Below are 22023 nucleotides of genomic sequence, written 5' to 3'. Positions count from 1 at the left end.
CTCTCCTTAATACTTGAATATTCAAGCAACAAAAACTAACTGAGAACTGAAACAGAAATCCACAAAATTTACAGCTCGCTTCAAACCGAAAGCAGAAATCATAACACAAAATGGAAAAAACTTAAAACAAAGGGGCCCCCGGGTAGGAGGCCCCTCGTTTTTTCTGTCTCAAGCGATGCTATCGCATGGACAGTTTGTTGTCATCCACATTTTGAGCGGATTTCAAGCCCTGGGGGGTCGCTCCATCCAGAGGAAGGATCGACCGGTCGCCTTGCGGCAGGACCTTGAAATACCCCCATTGCCCCGCCTGCTGGTAAGGCGTCCGCGCATTCAACCACAGGTAGGTACCCGGGTTGTGATACGTGCCGCCTGCACCGTTGCGCAGGTGGGCCTGGATGTACTCACCGCCACCAAATTGCTCGACGTCGATCATATCAGAACCTTCCTGGTCCATATGACGGCGCCACTGGTGGCCATCCAGGTTGAACATCTGGTTCTGCTCGTTGTGGGCACCGAAGACGTTGATCATCACCTTGTCTCCAGCATGCGCTTTGAGCACCGGGGTCGCCGGATCGCCTTCCGCAGCGACACAGGGCGTGAACATATTACCGAAGTCACAACCCTCGAATTCCCGATACAGCCAAGGCTCCAGCCGGTAGTTGACGCCCGTCAGGCCCGCCACATTCTGCAGGTAAGGCATGAAAGACGTACCGATGATGTTGTCCTCGTCCTGGAAGTACAGGGCGAAATCACGATAGTTCTCCATATCCGAGTTCTCCGGATAGGATTTATCGATGATGACGTCCGCTTTCCAGGAGTTACCCAGGGAGATGTCCTTGCCGGTTTCAGGATCCCGGTAAACGGAACCCCGCGGGCCGACAATGATACCACCGTACAGGCCATCCCGGACGTTCCCAACCAGGTTGCCGAAGTCCCAAATCAGCGATCCGTTGATCTTGAATCCCGGATGCGCGTAAAAGGTGTAATTCTTCGACTTGCCTGGGGCGACCGTCTGGTCTCCCGGGTTGTTGCCCACGTTGATCCCCTGAGAATCTTTGGGATCGAACGCGATGTTGTTGACATGCAACGAAGTATTGCTCTTCTCCAGACGATTGGTGAGTTTGATCTTCACGCAGTCGCCGATGTTGACGCGCAACGTCAGCGGATGCGGCATCACGTCGTCGTCCGAAGCCTTGCTCACTTCGTCTTCCAGCATGAACACCTTGCCCTCCGGGTTCGCCAACAAAAGCTTGCGCTCAAAATCCACCTCAAGGTAGTCATCCGCATTGGGGTTGAACTTGAGCTCCTTGTTGACAGCAACCACGTTGAACTGTTTCACCGGTGCGCCCGCCGGGCACAATTCCGTTTTTGATTTCGGAATCGGTGCATGCGGGTTCAACAGTTTCAGGTCTTTCTGCAGTTCATCGTAGACCCGGAGAATACCCCAGCTGCCTTCCGACAGATGGGACGTCCGGCCATTGTAGAACAAGTAGTCACCGGCCATCTGCTGGTAACCACCTGCCGTCGTGGCCAAATCGTACCGCTCTGCGATACCGATATGGATCGTGTTCGTCACGCGGGAATCACCGTCGTACCGCTCGGGGCGGTAGCCGTGACCCGACACAACGAACGTATGGGTCTCGTTCATCAAACCGTGCAACAGCCGGAAGACCACGCTGTCACCCAAATACGCCCGAACAAGCGGGGTATCCGGATCGCGATGCTTCAGACTGCTGAACAGCCATTCCGCTTTCGGGTTCGCCCTCAGGCGGGACGTCAGAGACGCCGCCCGGAAGTTGAAACCGGAACCGGTGGTGTGCGTGCCGCCGTTCAGATGCGGGAACGCCACCTCCAACATGTCTTTCGGCATCTGGAAGGAAACCGACTGACCCGCGGCGATCGCGTTCTCACGCGACAGTCCCGGGGGGTTGCCCTTGCTTACCAGCTGTGCCGTGTGCGGAACCGTGTCGTGCAACTGAACCACGATTTCGCGGAACGCACCGCTGCGGGAGTACGCGACCGGCTCCGTGCCGTGGATATCCACAACCGGGCCACTCCGTACTTCCTTGCCGGTTTTCGGATCGTGATAGGTCGAACCCCAGGGCTCTACGATCGTCGATCCAATACCGCCATGCGGCCAGGTCGTCGCACCGAAGGCATGGTCATGCCAGAACACCAGTCCGACGTCCGCATCCACCCACCAGCGGTACCGCACATATTCGGTGGAAACGATCTGTCCCTTCTTGTGCGGATGGCTCATGCCCTCCGAGAAGGTGATCGTATAAACACCGTCTTTGGCGAAGCCTTTGCTCGGATCCGGGCTCATCTTCTTGATCCACCGCGCATCCTTCTTGTTGGGCACTTCAATACCAACAATGATGTCCGCACCAACATGGTAGGGGGTCGCGCCCTCCGCCATCTTGATTTTCACGGTGGTGTCGCCCGGTTTCGTATCCTCCAAAACCTTCGCGTTCATGGGCACCGGCAAACCGACATGATGCCCTTTCTTCTCTTTCTTGGTGAACTGCGTGTACGGACGCATCGACTGGTCGTAGCTGAAACCGGTGATAACGCCGTCCGACGCCTGGTTGTCGAACTGGAAGAAATGAGGATGGATGTTCACCTTGGACATCTGGAAGTTGGTGAAATCATCGTCATTCCATTCGCTCGTCAACAGGACGTCCACACAGTCGTACACGTTGGCGCGGATGACCAGCGGAATCGCTTTCTTCGGATCCGCTTTCACCCCGGCCATATCTTCATCGATCACGTAGATCAGACCGTACTTATCGAGAACCGGAGGCGTGTTGCCATAGGCGCCCGATACTTCGATCGGCGTGTTGATGAAGTGCAGATTGTACTGCTTGCGTCCCGCACCTTCCGGGCACAGACTCCAACGTCCGTGCGCACCGGGTTTGGCGGGAGACGAGTTCTCCACGTTGGGACCGGACCGGCCACTTCCCGACTCGGAATGCAGAATCTTCGGATCGGGGAGCATATGGAACGGTTCGAGCCACGGAGCACCACCGTGATGCCGTGCAAACGGAACCCGTTTGCCGAAATGCGGCGTCAGGTGCGGCCACGCCAGCTTGCCCGTCAGCGGGCTGAACTGGAGCGGATGCCGCTTGCCCGGGCGCGGAGAAATGTACTTCGGAACCTTGTACGTGGTTTCCTTCTCGGACAAGGCCTGATTGCCATTCCAGGCCCAGCCCAGCACGGTACCATCGTACGACAGGATTTGACCCTTCTCGTCGTTGGTATGGCCCGGGTTGCCCTGAGGGGGCAGCATGTACTTGACCCAGTCCTTCACGTTGACGACAGGGGATTCCCGGTTCCAGTCGCTATTGCCTTTATCAACAATCTGGAAATGCTTGCCGAACCAGTCCATGGTCTTGCCGACCAGCTGGTCCGAGGTCACACCTCTCGGGATACGGCCTTTGCGATCCGGCAACTCCTTCAGGGGCGGCATGATGTCGGTGGAACCGAGCGGGTAATTGCCTTCCTGCAGAGTGTTGTACACACGCCAGTACCCCCACATTCCGGCCACGTAATGGTGCGCCACGTGGCAATGGAACAGGAAGTCACCTGCCAGACGCTGACACAGACCGGAACCACACTCGGTTTCCAGATCCACCACTTCGGCCGGGCCGATGACTTGCACGTCAACACGGTCGGTGGTGGTGCGGACAACGGGGTATTTCACAGGACCATCCCACGCGGCGGTCACCAGGTTTTCGAGGCCCGGCTCCCGTTTCGGGGAACGCGTCCAGCGGATGGTGCCGCCGTGCGGATGATGGGAGTGGAACACTTCACCACCACCGTGTACCAGGCGGTATTTCGCCGGGTCACCGAGGTACGACCGCGGAATCGTGGTCGGGGCATCCCCGAAGGTGTACGAGCTGTAACCCAGGGATTCGTCCTCGAAGTGGAACATCTTCTCCTGAACAGCCAGGTTGTTGATACCGAACGGCTCACTGCGATAGTTGATCGCACGCGCCGAAGGTCGATACGAGTCGGTCTGCGGATCGCGCTGCGGAATCATCTCACCGTGGCGGTTGAGCGGGCGGAAAGACTCGTCACCGACTTCGTGGTAAAAAATCACGAACTCACGGAAGTCTTTGGCGTCCTTGTTGGTGATCATCGCCATCCAGCCGTTTTCCAGAGGCTCACCGGTCCACGGGTTCAGGTACTCGGAGCCGCGCGGTTCAACCATGAACGCACCGATGAGACCCAGGGATGCGGGATCCCGGCCGGCGTGGCTGACGATCATTCGACCGCCTTCCTGCTCGTCGATCGGAATGTACCACTCGTATTCCTGGGTTTTACCCGGAGCGATGATGGCGCCTTTGGTCGCCGCCGTGTTCGGCTCACCGGTTTCGCTGATGATCATTGCGGAACCGTTGATCTGAAATCCGGCAGATTCGTATTCGAGCTTGTTGTGGAAGGTGATGCGCACACAGTCGCCCTGGTTGGCACGAATGGACATGGGGGTAATGGCATCACCCTGATGACCCGTCCGCACCGCACCCGGATCGAGAGCTTCCTCCCGAGCTGCGGCGTTCTTTTCTTCCTCAGCACGCACTTTATCGATGTCCTTGGTCAGCACGTACATGTAACCAGGGTAATAGTCGCCCCACTGGTTCAACGTGATCTCCACGTTGATGGCGCTGACATCGTAGTGCTTGGTGGGCACTCCTGCCGGGCAATGTGCACCCCTGTACACCTTGTTGGCAGCTTTCGTCGGCCCCAACAGGTAACCCTGCTGCAACTGATGTGCTGCCCACGACTCATGGAACATACCGCTTGAAGATGCGGGAACGGCGTGCTCCAAAAGCTTGCCCTTCAGGTTGTCCATGAGGGTGCGGAAGGTTTTGTCCAGCTTCTGCTGGTTGCCTCCCAGGCCTTCCATCATCTCCTCGTAGTCGACTTGCTCTTCGAGCTTCTTCAACCAGTCGGGACGATCAGCGCCGTCGTGCCCCTCATGCTTGGGATTCGCGAGGGCCGGAGTGATACCCAGGCTCAGCGCGGCCAGCAGGACAACCAGAAGCTGCCCCACCCACTTTGTTGATTTAGCGATTGCCATTAGCTACCTCCTAAGATTCTTCCGCTAAAAAATAATAAATGAATCTTGGAACCTATATTGAAAAACCCATCGGGTTATTCGCTCCTGCTCAATGTCAGGCTCACCTCTTCATCGGCCCGTTGAACGGTTACCGAAATCGACCCCCGCACATGATTCTGCCGGAGTATACTTTCAAAATGACCGCGATTGATCACATCCTGCCCGTTCAGGGCGGTGATCAGATCGCCTACCATGAGGCCGCCCCGGTCCGCGGACCCACCCGGTTCCACCCGGGTCACAAGGACGCCCTCTTTTTTCTTATCTGAATCTTCATGGTCCCCCGTCGTGGCGCCAGCCTCATGCTCCGTCCAATCGAAACCAAGCTCGGGAAGTGGATTTTGCTGCAGGGACGCCATTTCCATCTGGTCTTTGCGGTGCCCCAATTGAATCGAATACGTTCGCTCCTCGCCATCGCGGAGGATATCCAGGTTGATGAACTGACCGGGGGAAACGTTGCCGATGAGCCGGATCATCCCGTTGGGGGAATCCACATTGGAACCCCCTATCTTCAAAATAATATCCCCCACCTTGAGTCCCGCCATATGGGCGGGCTGCCCCTCGAAAATGGAATTGATCATCACACCCCGCCCTTTGGCGAGGTTGACCTGGGCGGCAACGTCTTCAGGAACGTTCTCAATACCCACTCCCAACCAGCCGCGGTTGACCTCACCGTGCTCAATGATCTGGCGTGAAACGTTTTTGACGACATTGGAGGGAATGGCAAAGCCGATGCTCTGCGCATAGTTGATGATGGCTGTATTGATTCCGATCACTTCGCCACGGATATTGAGGAGAGGCCCCCCGCTGTTGCCCGGATTGATGGAGGCATCCGTTTGAATGAAGTCTTCGTAACGGGAAAGGTTGATGTTCTCCCGGTTGAGACCGCTGATCACGCCAAGGCTCAAGGTTTCTTTCAATCCATAGGGGTTGCCGATGGCGACAACCAGTTGGCCAATTTTCAATTTTGACGAATCCCCCAGGCTCACCTGCGGCAAGATCTCGTCGCTATTAATATGAACGACCGCCAAGTCCGTTTCTTCGTCGGTCCCCAAGACATTTCCGACATATTCCTGACCGCCGTAAAGAGTCACCCTAATCTTTTCAGCCTTCCTCACCACATGCGCGTTGGTGATCAGGTATCCGTTCCGCCCGTCAACAATCACACCGGCGCCGGCGTTGTTCGGCCGCTTGCGCAGGGATTCCGGCGTGCCCACCGAAGATTCCGGAACGAACGGCGAAATGCTGACCACGGAAGGCAACGTATGCTCCGCGAGCCCAACAAGGCCCGATTCCACCTCTTCCAGAACACGCAAACCATTGCCCAATGAATGCCCGGCCAACGCGCTTGAACCCAACATCAAACACGGGACAAACGCCAACAAGAAATATATGTTGGTAACCAACCGGCTTTTCATGTTTCAACCCTGCCAGTTTTCCGCCTACTAGCGGTGGTGCTCCTTATTCCAGAAACCCGGAAAGAAAAGAAAATGGAGGGATCACTCCGTTTGGGGTGGACCGAAACAGGTCTTGCAACGAACAGGTCGCCTCACAACCAAACTATCTACCACTATTTCTCTTCCTACTGCGGTCCCCATTGGCGCAATGGGTACCCCAAAAGTCCATTATTTTCAAGGCCTTATACCCTGCCCGGATACCCTTAGACCCTGAAAAAATAAAGGCTTTGGAGCCCTTCGAATCACTTTATATATACAGATTTGATGAGGGTGTCAAGGGAAAAAGCGCTTCTTGCAATCCGGTGTAAACCTTGGTAAATAATACAGTTTCTTTTTCCCCGCCCGGCAGTGTAGTACACTGTCTCACATAATCCTTCGTCGATTCGGGAGTTTAAGTATGAACTGGCAGGAATTTGAGCAAAAATCAGCTTCTGAGATCATGAACGAGGCGCTGGACCGTTTCGGCGAGCGGGCTGGCATCGCTTCCAGCTTCGGTTTGGAAGACATGGTGCTGATCGACCTCGCGCACCGCTCCGGCAAACCTTTCACCGTGTTCACGCTGGATACCGGTCGCCTGCACGAGGAAACCTACGAGATTATGGAAAAGACGCGCGCCAGGTACGGCATCCCCGTTCGCGCCTACTTTCCGGACGCCACTGCCGTGGAAACCCTGGAACGGGAAAAAGGTCTGTTCTCGTTCCGCGAAAGCCTGGAAAACCGTAAAGAGTGTTGTCGCATCCGCAAGGTAGAACCGCTCGGACGTGCTTTGAAAGAGCTCGATGCATGGATCACCGGTGTCCGGCGGGAGCAGAGTGTGACGCGTAGCGACATTCAAAAAGCGCATGAGGATGCAGACCATCCGCCCCTCATCAAATTCAATCCGCTGGCGGACTGGACCGAGGCGCAGGTGAACCAGTACATCCAAGACCACAAGATTCCGGTCAACGCCCTGCACGCGAGGAATTACCCGAGCATCGGCTGTGCGCCGTGCACCCGGCCCATTGAACCGGGGGAAGACATCCGCGCCGGACGCTGGTGGTGGGAAAATCCCGAGCACAAGGAATGCGGCCTGCACCGACCCCGCTGATTCTCCCTTCCATTCAAGCCACTCCCTGCTCTGGCACGGTGTCGCCTTCCTGCTGCAACTCCAACGCAAAGCGGTCCACCTGACCAAACAGGTGCGTGACCAGCGGTCCGAGAAGCAGCGCCGCCGACCATGCATCACGCAGGCCCATTTTCTTTTGCGTTTCTGCGTTCGCTTCCCGCCGCCGTTCCATTTCGCCCAGAATGAACCGCTCCGCTTCAACGCACAGAATCGGGATCAATTGAATCGACCACAATCCAACCGTAAACACGTCCAGAATTTTCTGTCTCCAAACGGGCGAGGGAAGGATCACCCACCTTTGCAGGCATTCAATGAGAGCCATCGGCGGCGTGGTGCGGGTGAGCAAGATCGACAGTACAAACATCACGGTCAGTTTCACACAGGCCATGGTCCCCCCATGAATGCCCTCCCATGTAATGGGAACCTGAAGAAAACTCAAAACCGGAATCACGGTGCCGGGTGTGAACAGCATCGGGAACACCCCGATCACCAGAAGCAACCATCTCAATGACCGGAGCAGCTTGAGCAACGTGGCAAGGGGAATGCCCGCGCTGATTGCGCAAAGCACGACCAGTATCGTGAGACCGACCAGCACCGTCAGGTCCGCAAGGGCAATCCACACAAGGAGACCCAGCACCGTAAGAATCTTCCAGCCCGGGCTCAACTTATGAAAAAAGGAATCGCCCTTCTGGTAACGGCTTTCAAGAATACTTTTCGACAAAGGGGTGTGACCCGCCATGCGTTGCCGGTTCCTTTCCAATAGGCCGATTAGTTGTTGAAATTGTGAATGAGTATATTAAGATTCCGCAAAATACACCACCCCCAACCGAAAGAGTACCCTCATGTCCTCCGCCGTCATTGAAAAAACCCGGAAGTTCGCACAATCGTTTTTCGCTGACGACGGTTCCGGTCACGACTGGTGGCACGTACACCGGGTGTGGCAGATGGCCTGCAAACTGGCCGACGCCGAGGGCGCCGACCGTACGGTCGTGGAAATCGCCGCCCTCCTGCACGATGTCGCCGACTGGAAGCTGGGAAACGGCGAAGAACAGCAGGGTTACGAAACCATCCGCAATCTGCTCAAGGACGATTTGCCTGCGGAGACGGTGGAACGTGTGTGCGATATCATCTCCAAAGTCTCCTACAAAGGAGCCGGGGTGACGACACCCGTGAACTGCCTGGAAGGTCAGTGCGTGCAGGATGCGGATCGTCTGGACGCCATCGGCGCGGTGGGTATTGCGCGGGCGTTCGCCTACGGAGGAAACAGGAACCGGCTGATCCACGACCCGGCGCAGGAACCGGTGCTTCACCAGAGCTTCGGCGAATACAAAAAAAACAAGGGACCCTCGATCAATCACTTTTATGAAAAACTTCTGCTGCTCAAGGACCGCATGAACACCGCGACGGCCCGTGCGCTGGCCGAGGAGCGGCACCGCTTCATGGAACAGTACCTCCAACAGTTTTTCGGAGAATGGGATGGAAACCTCTAGCCAACTCCTTCGTTGTGCCAAAGTGCTTTCGATGGCCGACTCCATTTTGATCCTGACAAGCGCCGGCATGAGTGCCGACTCCAACATCCCCACCTTTCGCGACAAGGAGGGGTACTGGAAGAATTTTCCGCCGTTCAAATCAAAGGGACTGGAAGCGCAGGACCTGGCGAACCCGTGGGCGTTCGAACACGAGTTGGAGCATGCCTGGGCATTTTATGAATGGCGGCGGCGCAACGCCGATGAAAACCAGCCGCACCCCGGTTATCACATTCTCAACCGCTGGATGGACGAGGTATTTGCAAACGCTTTCATCCACACCACCAACACTGACGGGTACCATCTCCGCTCCGGAGCCCCGGTAGACAAGGTGAAGGAAGTCCACGGTTCCATGTGGAGATTGCAGTGCACGCGCCCCTGCTGTGACGATTTCTGGGACGAACCGGCAGTACCGCTTTGCGGGCTCGATTATGACACCATGAAGGCGTCGAACTTTCCGCTGTGCCCTCAATGCGGGGCGGTGGCGCGTCCGCACATCCTCATGTTCGGCGACGCACAGTACACCGGGCACCCTGAGCAGGACGTCAACTTTTCGCGCTTCATTAAGAACCCGGTAGACGCGGTGCTGTTGATTGGAAGTTCCGGCGCGGTGCCCACCAACGATTATCTGGCCATGCATTTCCGCGATCAGGGTGCACCGGTGGTCAACATCAATCTCGACCCTTCCGCAAACGCCCTGTTGCGCACCGAGTTCATGCTGGAGATGCCTGGTAAGGCAGCACTGGAGGCGCTCGATCAGGCTATTTCCTCTTTGAGAAACTGAATGCTCCAGTGCGCAGGGAAATAAAAAATGGAATGAACGCCCACAAAATACGGGCCTCCGGAACGGGAAATTTGGCGTATCTTCATGTCGGAAAATATAGTATTCTTTGCCAAATTCGATGAAGAACCCTGAATAATCGTTTCATATCCTCAAGGAGTTGGCACAATGCGTATTCTGGCAATCGGATTGATCATCTGGCTTTCCATGGCGTCTTCGGTGTGGGCGGATTGCACCAAGGAGGAAGTGTGCTCCATGATGAAAACCATGGGCCATTTTGACATTCTAGATAAATGCCCGAATGCCGCGCCACTGCTGGGGGAATGCAAAAAGGTTTCTGAAACCCGCCTGGAAGATCTGGCCACTCCCAAGTTTGTGGAATCCGGAGACGGCACGGTCAAGGACACCGTCAACCACCTGGAGTGGCTTAAAGCCGGCATCCGTGACCAAAAGTATTCCTTGAAGGAGGCCGAAGACCTGGCGTTGACCGCAGAACAGTCGGGAAAAACAGGGTGGCGGGTTCCGACTTTACCCGAGCTGAAAACTCTGTTGTATAATGAAAGAGTTGCAAACGCCAGTGGACAAAAGGCATGGGTCAACCCCATATTCGATGATGGACGCGGGCATTATTACTGGACCTCCACCACTTGCGAGAAAGTATCCGTGGTGGAAGACAGGTATCAGAAAAAATTGTGCCAGCAGGGCGAGCAGGGAGCCTGGTTGATCCATTTTAATATCGGTGCCATTTTCTGGCATCACACTACGGCCAAAAACTATTATGTCTGGCTGGTCCGAAATAGCGAGTAGTTTCTCCCCTTCTCAGACGGTTTTCCTTTCACCACCGGGAAGTTCCGTTCCTGTTGTGTCCTTTCCTGCCCCCTCCGATATCAAAACCGGTTTTTCATTAAACGTTTTCAGTCATAAAAAAATCCCTGCCTTTTGACAGCACATCTTAAACACAAGCGCAGGGTTCATCGCTCCTTCAACTTATGCAAAAGGAGGATCCCATGACAGATATTCTTGAAGAAGTCGGAAACTTCATGTCTTCCCCGGTTCTGCGCATCGACTCGGAGGCGTCCGTTCAGGACGCAGCCATCCTGATGGAACAGAATCACGTCGGGAGCTTGATTGTCGAGCAGTACGGGGAGGACATCGGTATCCTGACAGAAAGGGATTTCACACAGAAGGTTCTGTCAAAAGGGAAAAATCCGGAGGAAATCAAGGCCACCGAGATCATGAGTTTCCCGGTCAAAAGCATGGACCGTTACATGCCCATCGAGGAGGCCAACCGGTACATGCAGAAAAATAAAATCCGGCACTTGGGGATTACGGATGACGACAAGATTGTGGGCATCCTTTCCATAAAGGACCTGGTCGCCTACTACTCGAAAGATTTCAGGGTAAGGGAAGACTTTTAAGGGAAGCTGTTGCAGACTCTGGAAACACTGAATTTTCAAAACCGGTTCGTCCGCCTGGGCGGGGAGTTTTATCAGTACAAGCCCCCCACCCCGGTATCAAACCCGTTCCCCGTGGCCAAAAACCCGGACGTCGCCGGTCTGCTGGACCTCGATCCTCAGGAATTCGAACGGCCTGAGTTCTGGCAGCACTTCGGTGGGAACCGGGTGTTGCCCGGAGCCCAGCCTCTGGCGATGGTGTATTCGGGCTTCCAGTTCGGCAGCTACAATCCGCAACTGGGCGACGGACGCGGCCTTCTGCTTGGCGAAGTCCAAAACGAGCAGGGCGAATTCTGGGACGTGTACCTCAAAGGGTGCGGCCAGACTCGGTTCTGCCGTGGTTTTGACGGACGGGCCACGCTCCGCTCCTCCATCCGCGAATACCTGTGCGGGGAGGCCATGGCCGGGCTCGGCATTCCCACCACCCGATCCCTTGCGGTGGTCGGCATTCAGGAGTTGATCCAGCGCGAACTGCCGGAACCCGCCGCCGTGCTGGTTCGCATCGCCCGCACTCACGTCCGCTTCGGCAATTTCGATTACTTCCACTACACCAACCGGCCGGAAAAAGTCGCTGAGCTGGCCGATCACGTCATCCACCATTACTTTCCGGAGTTGGAATCGGCGCCGGACAAGTACGCGCAGATGTTCGCCCAGGTGGTGGACAAAACAGCGTGGATGATCGCCTGCTGGCAGGCGGTGGGGTTTGGCCACGGGGTGATGAACACCGACAACATGTCGATCCTGGGTGAGACGTTCGACTACGGACCCTATGGCTTCATGGACCGCTACAACCCGATTTTCGTCCCGAACCACTCGGACATTCACGGACGATACTCCTACGCCCAGCAACCCCAGATCGGCCACTGGAACCTGGCCAAGCTGGGCGAAACGCTGACTCACCTGGTCGAACCCGAACGTTTGCAGAAAGAGCTGGAACAGTATGCCGCCCGCTTCAACCACTACAACCGTACGATGATGGGACGTAAACTGGGATTGAGTGTGCTCGATTCCGAATTCGATAACCTGGTGAGCGGATTGATCCAACTCCTCTCCCGGCACAAACCCGACCACACCAACTTTTTCCGCACGCTTTCCGGGTTCCGTTGCGGCGCGCTCGACGCCCTGCGAACGTATTTCCCCAACAACCCTGACGAACTCGACGGGTGGCTGGATCGTTACACGCGCCTGTTGGAGCGGGAGGACGTCTCCCCCGAAGAGCAGAAGGAAGCGATGGACGCCGTCAACCCCAAATTCATTCTCCGCAACTACCTCGCCCAGCAGGCCATCGACCGGGCGCTCAAGGAAAATGATTATTCGGAAATCGAACGGCTTCGGGTTATCCTGAAGCACCCCTTCGGGGACCAACCGGAGTTGTTCCGGGAATGGAGTATCGATCCCGAACACTACGCAAGCGACACACCGGAACCTTACCTCGGCATGCAGGTCAGCTGTTCCGCGTGAGGCCCGCGAAACCATTTCACATCGATCAGCGTTCTATCCGCGCGGCATTGCAGGGCCGTTGCAAGAAAGGATTTACTGTATGCTCATGTTTGAAGGTGAGATCACACATATCAAGGTTCCGCCCAACAAGGCGGAGTATGAGAGGGATCTCGAGATCTGGATCGACGAGACCAGCAACGAATTCGAAATCACGCTGGATTTAAATACCTTTCAGAAGAACGGGTTCCAGGTGGGCGACAAGCTGACCATCAAAATCGAAAAGCAGGCGGATTTCGATTCCCTCGCCCGCGACTTCTTCAAAGAAAACCAGTGACAGCGGATACCCTAACCCGGGGCAGGCAATGGACCTCGATCGCTTGGGCGAGTTCGGGCTGATCGCCCGGCTGGCCTCCCACATACCCCATCGGTCACGACGCGTCGTGAAAGGCATCGGCGACGACTGCGCGGTGTATTCCCAGCCCGGCGGCAATTACCTCGTGGTGACCGCCGACGCTCTGATCGAATCCGTTCATTTCGACCTCAACACAACCACACCCGAGCAACTGGGCTGGAAAACGGTGGCGGTCAACGCCAGCGATGTAGCGGCGATGGGTGCGGCGCCGCGCTTCGCCGTCGTCACCCTGGGCATTCCCAAAACCACCAAGGTCAATTTTCTGGACCGGCTCTACAAGGGACTCGGCCGTGCCTGCGAGGCGTTCGGAGTGGACCTCGTGGGCGGCGATACGGTGTCCACCCCGGAACACTGGATGCTGAGCCTGACCATGCTGGGCGAGACGCGCAAGAAACGCCTGTTCACCCGCAAGGGGGCCAAGGCGGGGGATGCCATCCTGATGACCGGCACCGTCGGCGACTCCGCTCTCGGCCTTCAGATCCTGAAATCGCCGGGTAAAAAATGGTCCGGGAGCCCCGCTGACCGCAAACACCTCATCCAACGGCATCTGGAGCCCACCGCCCGGGTGAAAGAAACCGCAAAATTGGCTAAATCCAGGTTGAGGGTCACGTCGATGATCGACGTGAGCGACGGACTGGGTCAGGACCTGGGTCACCTGCTTAGCGCCTCCGAAGTCGGGGCAGAGCTTTGGGAGGCATCCCTGCCACTCAGCAAACCCTTTGAAAATACGTGCATTAAAAACGGTTTGGAGGCTGGAGAACTGGCTCTCGGGGGTGGAGAGGATTATGAATTGTTATTTACATTAAAATCTGAAGATGTTAAAAAATTGTTGAGGTCGTTTGTTAATTACGGAACGCCTGTGACTCAAATCGGAGAGGTCACGGCCCGCCAAGGGGTCGTTTGGGTCCGCACCAACGGACGCCGCCAAACTCTCCGAAAGCCTGCGGGATTCAATCACTTTAAAGAAAATGGTTGAACCACGACCTCATCCCTTGCGGGAACGCATCTCCCGGGCTCAGGCAATGAGTTCCGGCCTTTTGGGGGCTTAAAAAAACTATTGGACGAGTCATCGATATTACCCCGGTCCGTCATACTGATCACTTTACTGGGGCTTTCCGGATTCTTCGCGGCGTGCGAAGCGGCGTTCTTTTCACTCAACACCGCGCAGGTCGCCTCTCTCAAAGACCAACACGGACGGACAGGGACCCTGGTCAGCGACTTGCTGCAAACGCCCCGCGAACTGCTTATCACCATTTACATCGGCAATGAGCTGGTCAACATCGGTGTGTCCGCACTGGCCACCTCCATTGCCCTGACGATTTTTGGCGACGTGGGTGTCGCCATCGCCATCGGTATAGGCACCTTCCTCATCCTGCTGTTCGGCGAAATCCTGCCGAAATCCATGGCCCTCAACTTTGCGGAGCGGTTCGCCCTGCTGGCGGCGTTTCCCCTCAAAGTGTTCGCCTACCTGGTTCAACCCATCCAGAAGCCTTTCGTGCGCTTTGCCCAGAAAGTCATCACCTACCTGGGCGTCCCGACCTTTGAAGAAGAAGGCATCATCACCGATGCGGATTTTCGCGCCATGGTGAAGATCGGCGAGGGCGAAGGCATCATCGACGCCGAGGAAGGCGAACTGATTCACAACGTCATCGAGTTCGGGCAAAAGACCGTGGGGGAGATCATGACGCCCAAGATCGACATGTTCTACATCACGGTGAACCAGAAGATGGACGAGATCCTGCCGCAGATCATCGAGAACTTTTATTCCCGCGTTCCGGTTTTCGAAGAGGACGAAGAAACCCTGGTCGGGGTGCTGTTGACCAAGGACCTGGCCAACTACCGGCAACTGCCGCCGGAAAAATTCAATCTCAAAAACATCGCCAAGCCGGCACTCACCGTGCCCGCGTCCAAGAACCTGAAAGACATGCTGAAGAATTTCCGCAAGTCTCAGCGCCACATGGCCATCGTGCTGGACGAGTATGGAAGCATTGACGGCCTGGTCACGCTGGAGGATGTTCTGGAGGAGCTGGTGGGTGAAATTGACAGCGAGATGCGCCGGGAAGAAAGCTTCATACACAAGATCACGGAAAAACGGTACCGCCTGAATGCCATGCTGAGCATAGAGGAGTTCAACAATTACTTCACCGCATCGTTGCCGGATGAACAGTTCAACACCATTGGAGGTTTTGTATTCGGCCTGTTCGGCCGCGTTCCCCGCTCGGCGGAAACCATCAGTTTCGAGCGCTTCAAATTCCGCGTGGAGAAAATGAAAGGAGCGCGTATTTTGAGCCTTCACCTCACGGTGACCGCCGCGAAAAAGCCCGAACCGAATATGGTTGAAGAGGAGGCCGCAGGCTGATGGACCTGGGAACCACACTGCTTCTGGTAGGCGTGTTCATTTTGCTGGAAGGTTTTTTCTCCGGTTGCGAGATCGGCATGATCTCCGTCAACCGCATCCGCATGGAACAGCTCGCAGGCGAAGGGGTGCGATCCGCACGCCTCATCAACAAGCTCCTGCAAACCCCGGAACAACTGTTCGCCATCACCTCGCTCGGAACCAATGTCTGCGTGGTCAGTTCCACTGCCGTCTTCACGAGCTATCTGGTCACGACATTTGGTAGCTGGGGTGATTTTCTTTCGATGCTCATCATCTCCCCGTTCATCCTGTTCGCCGGGGAAATCATCCCAAAGCTCATTTTCCAGAGCCGTTCCGACGCCATCATGTCGGCGATGGTGTATCCGCTCAACATCGTCGGCAAAATTCTGGCGCCGTTCAACGCGATGTTCACGCACATCAATGCGTTTCTCTACAAAAAAATCCTGCGGCAATCCGATGTTCCCGGCTACACGAGGGTGAGCCGGGAACAGATCCGCCACATCTCACACCCGGAGTCGGACACATCGGAACTGGAACCGGAAGAACGGGTGATGATTCACCGTATTTTCAATTTCAGCGAACTTACGGTGGAGCAGTGCATGGTGCCGCTGATACAGCTCTACGCCATCTCAGACACGGCCACGGTGGACGAGGCCAACAAGCTGGCCATGGAATCGGGTTTTTCACGTCTTCCCGTATTTCACGAACGCATGTTCAACCTGATCGGCATCCTCAATACCTTCGACCTCTTGACGGTGCCGCCGGACAACAGCCCCATCACCGACCTCATCCGCCCGGCCTATTACATTCCGCCCAACAAAAAGCTGGACGACCTGTTGAAGGAACTGCAACAACGCGGCCTTCACCTGGCTATTGTTGTGGACGAACACGGAGGGTGTGTGGGCATCATCACTATTGAGGACCTGCTGGAACAGATCGTCGGAGAAATCGAGGACGAGTACGACGAGCCGCCGAAGTATTACGAAAAATACGATGAAGATGGTTTCCTGGTGCAAGGAGACATCGAGATCGCCATGCTCAACGAGGAACTGGAGCTGGATCTCCCCGAAGGCAATTACGAAACGGTGGCGGGACTGATGATCGACCGGCTGGAGAAAATACCCGTCGCCGGCGACCAGGTGATCGTTCAGGACTGCCGTTTGACCGTAAAAGAGGCGAGCAAGCGCAAAATCAATTCCGTCATTCTGCGCAAACTGCCGCCGGATTTCGATGCCGAAACCCAGAACGGCGAAAAAGCGGGCAACAGCCAATCAGGATCGGCCGCTTCCAAAGAAAAATCCTCAGCCGTTTCGAATTCCGCTCCGTCAGCCGATCCGGCTTCCATGGAAAGCGACACGCCTCCGAAACATAACAAGCCGAAGAAAGCGTCTTTTTCCTCGTCACGTCCCTGAACTCAGAACCGTCGCACCTCACGGATTTCCTTGTACGCTTCCTGCAACTGCAAAAACCGGATGTGCGCCTGTTCCACCTCCTCACCACCCCGGTGCGCCACGCGGTCGGGGTGGTACTGCGCCGCCAGCCGGCGGTAGGCCTTTTTGATTTCCTCATCCGTCGCGGAAACCGGCACGCCCAGAATGCCGTACGGTGTCACCAGGCTGTCCAATGAAAACTGTTCGCGGATGGCGTTGTGCCTCTCGTGCGACAACTCGAGCAGGTGGGCGAGTTCGTTGATCTCCTTTTGCGTGTCTTCGGAAAGCGAATTTTCCACCAGCGCTATCTGGTAGGCGAGCGTCAAAAGGAGACCGCGGTATTTCGATTCGGAAGATTGCTTGTACTGCTCGATAATGGGCTGGAGATCGGGGTTCTTTTCGTAGGTCTCGCGGATGACGCGGTTGATCCCGTCGAAGTCGCCTTCCTTGTAATTGAGGTTGCGTACAAAAAACCGGTAAATGGTTTCCACCTCGCGCGGCAGGAGTGCACCCTTGATCATGGCGATCTTCGTCATCACCACGATGATGCACCCGACGAACACCGGTTCGTTCTTCACGCCCGGAAGACTTTTGCGCACCAGTTTCTGGAACTTTTTGGACAGGAAATGCTGGGCTACGCCGCCCGCCACAGCTCCCAACGGTCCGCCCCGCAAAAATCCCAATCCGGCGCCAAACAACCACGACATAGAATCGTTTCACCCGTAAATCAATCGATTGAACTCCCGGTCCCGCATCACCATACAACAACCCACCGCCCATTTTCACTTCAAAACGCGCTGGGCTTGATTGTGCCGAGGGATGCGGGTAACCTTGCGTCTTTGACTTTCAATCACCTCAAGGGAGAATGCGGATGGTCAAGCACATCGTCATGTTCAAACTGAAGGACAAAACTCCTGATAACGTGGATTCGCTGGTGAATGCGTTGGAAGGCATGGTGGGTAAAATCGATTCCCTGCGGTTTCTTGAGGTGGGGCGTGACTTCAAGGAATCGGAGCGCTCCTTCGACGTCGTCCTGACCACCCATTTCGACGACCGGGAGGGGCTTGAGTCCTACGCCCGGCACCCGGTGCACCAGCCCGTCATTCAGCTCGCAAGGGAGATCTGCCACCCCACTGTTGTCGTGGATTATGAAATTTGAAGGTGTTCCCACCCGCTTGAGGAAACCCGGAAAATCCGTATAAGTTAAATAAAATCTTGTACTTTTAAACATCCAATGATAACCTTTGTTGGCTTTTCTGTACACATTTACAGTTAATCAGCTAGTCATACTGTAAGAAAAAGTTTGAGTTTAGGGGGCAATCAGAGTTAAATAGGCCATTTCAAAAGCGGAACCACAGTTCCAAATGATTTTTTTTCAAAACACGTACCCACACCTCTATTGAACCAGGAGACGGCGCGGTGGCTGTTAAAAAGAAAAAAACCGTGAGCAAAAAGAAGGCAGTGGTGAAGAAAAAGTCGTCGGGATCTAAAGCCAAGGCCAAGGCCAAGGCCAATACCAAGGCGAAGGCTAAGAAAAAGACCACGACCAAGAAGAAAACCACAAAAAAGAAAACTGCCAAGAAAAAAACAGCGGTAAAAAAGACCAAGACTAAAGCCAAAGCAACGAAAAAAACCAGAGCCAAGGTAAAAAAGGCATCCACCAAAGCCAAAAAACAACAACCCAAAAGGCCACCCCGGCAAAGAGAAAAGTCACTGCCAAAAAAGCAGCTGCCTCTGTACCCACACCGACGCAAAGGAAATTGAAATCACCGGCTAAACCGAGGTCGGCTCCCGTTGTGGAAGAACCCGTCGAAAAGCCGGTTCACAAGGAGCCGCCGCCGCGAAACCTCGATCCAATCATTCTCAAGATCCGCTCCCAATTAATCCAGCAGCGCAATGAACTGATGACGATGATCAAGTCGTCTCAGGAGGTGGAACGAAACATCGGCGAGATCACGTTCAGCAATGAGATCGATCTGGCTTCCAGCCTGGAGGGCCGGGAGATGGCGTTTCAGCTTTCCAGCCGCGAGCGCAACGAGTTGAAGTTGATTGAAGAGGCGTTATTCAAGATGGCAAAGGGAACCTACGGGGTGTGCGAGGGGTGTTCGAAAAACATTCCGGTCAAGCGCCTTCAGATCATGCCGCTGACGCCGCTTTGTATCGAGTGCCAGGAAAGTCTGGAAGTCTCCTGAGTTCTGCCTTCAATCCGGCCGGGTCACTGGCCGTGGCATTTTTTGTATTTCTTTCCGCTTCCACAGGGACAGGGATCGTTCCGGCCGACTTTTTTATCATCCCGCCGGACCGGTTCGGTTTTACTTTCCCCTTCCCCTTCACCGCGGTGTTCGCGGACTTTCTGGGCTTCCCGTTCCTGATTTTCTTCCAGCGTGGAAACCGTCTCTTTGGTGATCTGGGCCTTGAACAGGAACTCACAGATTTCTTCCTTGAGGCGAAAGGTGGTTTCGCTGAATAACTGAAAGCCTTCCTTCTTGTATTCATTGAGGGGGTTTTTCTGTGCATAACCACGGAAGGCGATGGCTTCTTTGAGGTGATCCATGCCCAGGAGATGCTCGCGCCACAAATTATCCAGAACCTGGAGCATGATCATCCGTTCCGGGTAGCGCATGTATTCCCCACCCACCTGCGCTTCCTTGGCCTCGTAACGTTCGATGGCCATATTGAGGATGGTTTCCTGCAGTTGAGCGGCCGTACAATGCTCCAACTCCAGCCGGGTCTTGCCGCAGACTTCCAGTTCCTGATCGCTGGCTTTGGTGATTCCCACGCCGAAAACCCGGTCGGTATAGTTATGGACCTGCTCGATGTCCCATTCCTCCGGGTACACCCCCTCCGGGCACATCTCGTCAATGCGTTCGCCCAGCACCTCATCGGCCATGTCAAACAGAAGTTCCTTCTGGTTGGCCGAAGTGAGGATTTCCCGCCTCAAGGTGTAGATCACCTCGCGCTGTTTGTTCATAACATCGTCATACTGCAAAAGATGCTTGCGAATTTCGAAGTTGTGGGCCTCCACCTTGCGCTGTGCGTTTTCGACCGCCCGTGAGACCATGGCGTGCTCGATGGGCTGACCGTTCTCCATACCCAGTTTGCCCATCAAACCGGAAATGCGGTCTGAACCGAAGATGCGAAGAAGATCATCTTCCAGGGAAAGGTAAAAACGAGATGAGCCGGGGTCCCCTTGTCGGCCGGAACGGCCGCGAAGCTGGTTGTCAATACGACGGCTTTCGTGGCGTTCGGTGCCGATGATGTGCAGCCCCCCCAAATCCGGCACGCCTTCTCCAAGAACAATGTCGGTACCGCGGCCGGCCATGTTGGTGGCAATCGTCACCGCTTTCTGTTGTCCCGCCTGCGCAATGATTTCCGCCTCCTGTTCGTGATGCTTGGCGTTAAGAACATTGTGCGGCACGCCACAACGCTTCAAGTGCTTGCTCAACAGTTCGGATTTCTCAATGGAAATGGTCCCAACCAGGGCCGGCCGACCCACTTCGTAACATTCCTGGATTTCCTCAATAACGGCATCGAATTTTTCCTTTTCGGTGCGATAGATGAGGTCAGCATGATCGTCGCGAACCATGGGTTGATTGGTGGGAATCACGAGAACCTCAATGCCGTACGTGGAGTTGAATTCTTCGGCTTCCGTGTCGGCGGTGCCGGTCATGCCTGCCAGCTTGTCGTACATGCGGAAGTAATTCTGGAATGTGATGGTGGCGAGAGTCTGGTTTTCATTTTCGATCTCGACACCTTCCTTTGCCTCCAGGGCCTGGTGCAGGCCGTCGCTGTAACGCCGTCCCGGCATCATGCGGCCGGTGAATTCGTCGATAATGACCACCTTCCCGTCCTTGACAACGTAATCGACCTCATTTTTGAACAGTGCGTGAGCCTTCAACCCCTGGTTGACGTGGTGGAGGATATCGATGTGCGACGGGTCGTAAAGATTGTCGATATTCAATTGTTTCTCGACCAGCGAAATGCCCTCGTCGTTGAGCGCCACGGAGCGCGCCTTTTCATCCACCGTGTAATGCGTTTCTTTTTGGAGGTTGGGAAGGATGTTGTTAATGACGTAATACTTGTCGGTGGATTCCTCGCCGGGACCGGAGATGATGAGCGGCGTACGCGCCTCGTCAATCAGTATGCTGTCCACCTCGTCCACGATAGCAAAATTCAGTTCCCGCTGAACGTAATCCTCCGCCGCAAACTTCATGTTGTCCCGCAGGTAATCGAACCCGAACTCATTGTTGGTCCCGTAGGTGACATCCGACGCATAGGCTTTTTTGCGGTCCTCCTCAGACATGTCATGGTAGATCACGCCCACCTCCAGACCCAGCCAGCGGTAGATGGTTCCCATCCATTCCGCGTCGCGCTTGGCCAGGTAATCGTTGACGGTGACCACGTGAACACCGCGCCCGGCGAGCGCGTTGAGATAAACCGGAAGCGTCGCAACCAGGGTTTTCCCCTCACCGGTTTTCATTTCGGCGATCTTGCCCTCGTGCAGGGCGACGCCCCCAATCAACTGCACATCGAAATGACGCATTTTGAGGGTGCGCCTGCCGGTCTCCCTGACCACGGCAAACGCTTCGGGAAGAATTTCATCCAATCCCTCCCCGCCTTTGATACGTTCCTTGAATTCCTGGGTTTTCGCCTTTAACTGGTCGTCGGACAGGTCCTGGATGCTTGGCTCCAGCTCATTGATCTGGTCCACGTAAGACTGGATCCGTTTTAATTCCCTGTCATTGCGGGTACCGACAATTTTTTTTATCAGTCCTAATACCATTGGCGTTTTCGTCCTGTTCGAGTTCGAATTTTGATGAACAGATTAACATAAAAGGCCCACGGACTTCTTCAGTCTTTCGACTGCGTGGGGCCAGCGGCGGGCAATGCCTGTCATAATAAAGGTGGACTCCTGTGCAGGC

General features: G+C 55.3%; 18 protein-coding genes. 13 read left to right on the top strand and 5 right to left on the bottom strand.

What is annotated here, in order from left to right:
* Nucleotides 1-178: 178 nt before the first annotated feature.
* Both TX82_RS09855 and TX82_RS09850 read right to left on the bottom strand, forming a co-directional pair.
* Nucleotides 179-5083 (bottom strand): multicopper oxidase domain-containing protein, encoded by a 4905-nt coding sequence (locus TX82_RS09855; RefSeq protein ID WP_005009899.1) that lies wholly within the window; start codon nucleotides 5081-5083, stop codon nucleotides 179-181.
* 74 nt (nucleotides 5084-5157) lie between these two features.
* The gene (locus TX82_RS09850; protein WP_042252383.1) at nucleotides 5158-6480 is read right to left on the bottom strand and encodes a trypsin-like peptidase domain-containing protein; all 1323 of its coding nucleotides are present in this window, start codon (nucleotides 6478-6480) and stop codon (nucleotides 5158-5160) included.
* 493 nt (nucleotides 6481-6973) lie between these two features.
* Between TX82_RS09850 and TX82_RS09845 the strand changes: the two genes are divergently transcribed.
* Nucleotides 6974-7663, top strand: coding sequence for a phosphoadenylyl-sulfate reductase (locus TX82_RS09845; RefSeq protein WP_005009894.1), 690 nt, complete (start codon nucleotides 6974-6976; stop codon nucleotides 7661-7663).
* Between the two features lie 13 nt (nucleotides 7664-7676).
* Here the strand turns inward: TX82_RS09845 and TX82_RS09840 are convergent, their stop codons facing one another.
* A complete protein-coding gene (locus TX82_RS09840; RefSeq protein WP_005009891.1) occupies nucleotides 7677-8420 on the bottom strand; it encodes an energy-coupling factor transporter transmembrane component T family protein in 744 nt (247 codons plus the stop codon).
* A gap of 103 nt (nucleotides 8421-8523) precedes the next feature.
* On the opposite strand from TX82_RS09840, the gene TX82_RS09835 reads away from it, so the two are divergent.
* From TX82_RS09835 to TX82_RS09795, 9 genes are all read left to right on the top strand, one after another.
* A complete protein-coding gene (locus TX82_RS09835; RefSeq protein ID WP_005009889.1) occupies nucleotides 8524-9171 on the top strand; it encodes an HD domain-containing protein in 648 nt (215 codons plus the stop codon).
* A complete protein-coding gene (locus tag TX82_RS09830) occupies nucleotides 9158-9991 on the top strand; it encodes an SIR2 family NAD-dependent protein deacylase (RefSeq protein ID WP_005009888.1) in 834 nt (277 codons plus the stop codon). Before TX82_RS09835 ends, TX82_RS09830 begins: the two co-directional genes overlap by 14 nt.
* A 165-nt stretch (nucleotides 9992-10156) precedes the next feature.
* Nucleotides 10157-10795 carry an Lcl C-terminal domain-containing protein gene (locus tag TX82_RS09825; RefSeq protein WP_005009887.1) on the top strand — a complete coding sequence of 213 codons (639 nt, stop codon included), beginning with the start codon at nucleotides 10157-10159 and terminating at the stop codon, nucleotides 10793-10795.
* Nucleotides 10796-10995: 200 nt separating this feature from the next.
* The gene (locus TX82_RS09820) at nucleotides 10996-11406 is read left to right on the top strand and encodes a CBS domain-containing protein (protein ID WP_005009886.1); all 411 of its coding nucleotides are present in this window, start codon (nucleotides 10996-10998) and stop codon (nucleotides 11404-11406) included.
* Nucleotides 11407-11415: 9 nt separating this feature from the next.
* Nucleotides 11416-12903: a protein adenylyltransferase SelO gene (locus TX82_RS09815; protein ID WP_005009885.1), complete on the top strand. Its 1488-nt coding sequence runs from the start codon at nucleotides 11416-11418 to the stop codon at nucleotides 12901-12903.
* Nucleotides 12904-12982: 79 nt separating this feature from the next.
* Nucleotides 12983-13216 carry a hypothetical protein gene (locus TX82_RS09810; protein ID WP_005009883.1) on the top strand — a complete coding sequence of 78 codons (234 nt, stop codon included), beginning with the start codon at nucleotides 12983-12985 and terminating at the stop codon, nucleotides 13214-13216.
* Nucleotides 13217-13244: 28 nt separating this feature from the next.
* Nucleotides 13245-14270, top strand: a complete 1026-nt coding sequence (thiL, locus tag TX82_RS09805; protein WP_005009882.1) for a thiamine-phosphate kinase — start codon at nucleotides 13245-13247, stop codon at nucleotides 14268-14270.
* 81 nt (nucleotides 14271-14351) lie between these two features.
* Nucleotides 14352-15653 carry a hemolysin family protein gene (locus TX82_RS09800; protein ID WP_005009880.1) on the top strand — a complete coding sequence of 434 codons (1302 nt, stop codon included), beginning with the start codon at nucleotides 14352-14354 and terminating at the stop codon, nucleotides 15651-15653.
* Nucleotides 15653-17083 (top strand): hemolysin family protein, encoded by a 1431-nt coding sequence (locus TX82_RS09795; RefSeq protein ID WP_005009879.1) that lies wholly within the window; start codon nucleotides 15653-15655, stop codon nucleotides 17081-17083. Before TX82_RS09800 ends, TX82_RS09795 begins: the two co-directional genes overlap by 1 nt.
* Before the next feature lie 2 nt (nucleotides 17084-17085).
* Here TX82_RS09795 and TX82_RS17015 read toward each other — a convergent pair whose 3' ends face one another.
* The gene (locus TX82_RS17015) at nucleotides 17086-17808 is read right to left on the bottom strand and encodes a J domain-containing protein (protein ID WP_005009878.1); all 723 of its coding nucleotides are present in this window, start codon (nucleotides 17806-17808) and stop codon (nucleotides 17086-17088) included.
* 164 nt (nucleotides 17809-17972) lie between these two features.
* On the opposite strand from TX82_RS17015, the gene TX82_RS09785 reads away from it, so the two are divergent.
* The 3 genes from TX82_RS09785 to TX82_RS09775 all read left to right on the top strand — a co-directional run bounded on the left by TX82_RS09785 (nucleotide 17973) and on the right by TX82_RS09775 (nucleotide 19293).
* Nucleotides 17973-18260 carry a Dabb family protein gene (locus TX82_RS09785; protein WP_005009876.1) on the top strand — a complete coding sequence of 96 codons (288 nt, stop codon included), beginning with the start codon at nucleotides 17973-17975 and terminating at the stop codon, nucleotides 18258-18260.
* A 260-nt stretch (nucleotides 18261-18520) separates the two neighbouring features.
* The gene (locus TX82_RS09780; RefSeq protein ID WP_005009875.1) at nucleotides 18521-18865 is read left to right on the top strand and encodes a hypothetical protein; all 345 of its coding nucleotides are present in this window, start codon (nucleotides 18521-18523) and stop codon (nucleotides 18863-18865) included.
* A 32-nt stretch (nucleotides 18866-18897) separates the two neighbouring features.
* Nucleotides 18898-19293 carry a TraR/DksA family transcriptional regulator gene (locus TX82_RS09775; protein WP_005009873.1) on the top strand — a complete coding sequence of 132 codons (396 nt, stop codon included), beginning with the start codon at nucleotides 18898-18900 and terminating at the stop codon, nucleotides 19291-19293.
* Nucleotides 19294-19316: 23 nt separating this feature from the next.
* Here TX82_RS09775 and secA read toward each other — a convergent pair whose 3' ends face one another.
* Complete coding sequence (secA, locus tag TX82_RS09770; protein WP_005009872.1) at nucleotides 19317-21884, bottom strand: preprotein translocase subunit SecA; 2568 nt, start codon at nucleotides 21882-21884, stop codon at nucleotides 19317-19319.
* Nucleotides 21885-22023 lie beyond the last annotated feature (139 nt).

The organism is Nitrospina gracilis 3/211 (assembly GCF_000341545.2).
In the GTDB taxonomy this organism is placed as follows: Bacteria; Nitrospinota; Nitrospinia; order Nitrospinales; family Nitrospinaceae; genus Nitrospina; species Nitrospina gracilis.
This window is presented reverse-complemented; position numbering and strand designations above follow the sequence as displayed.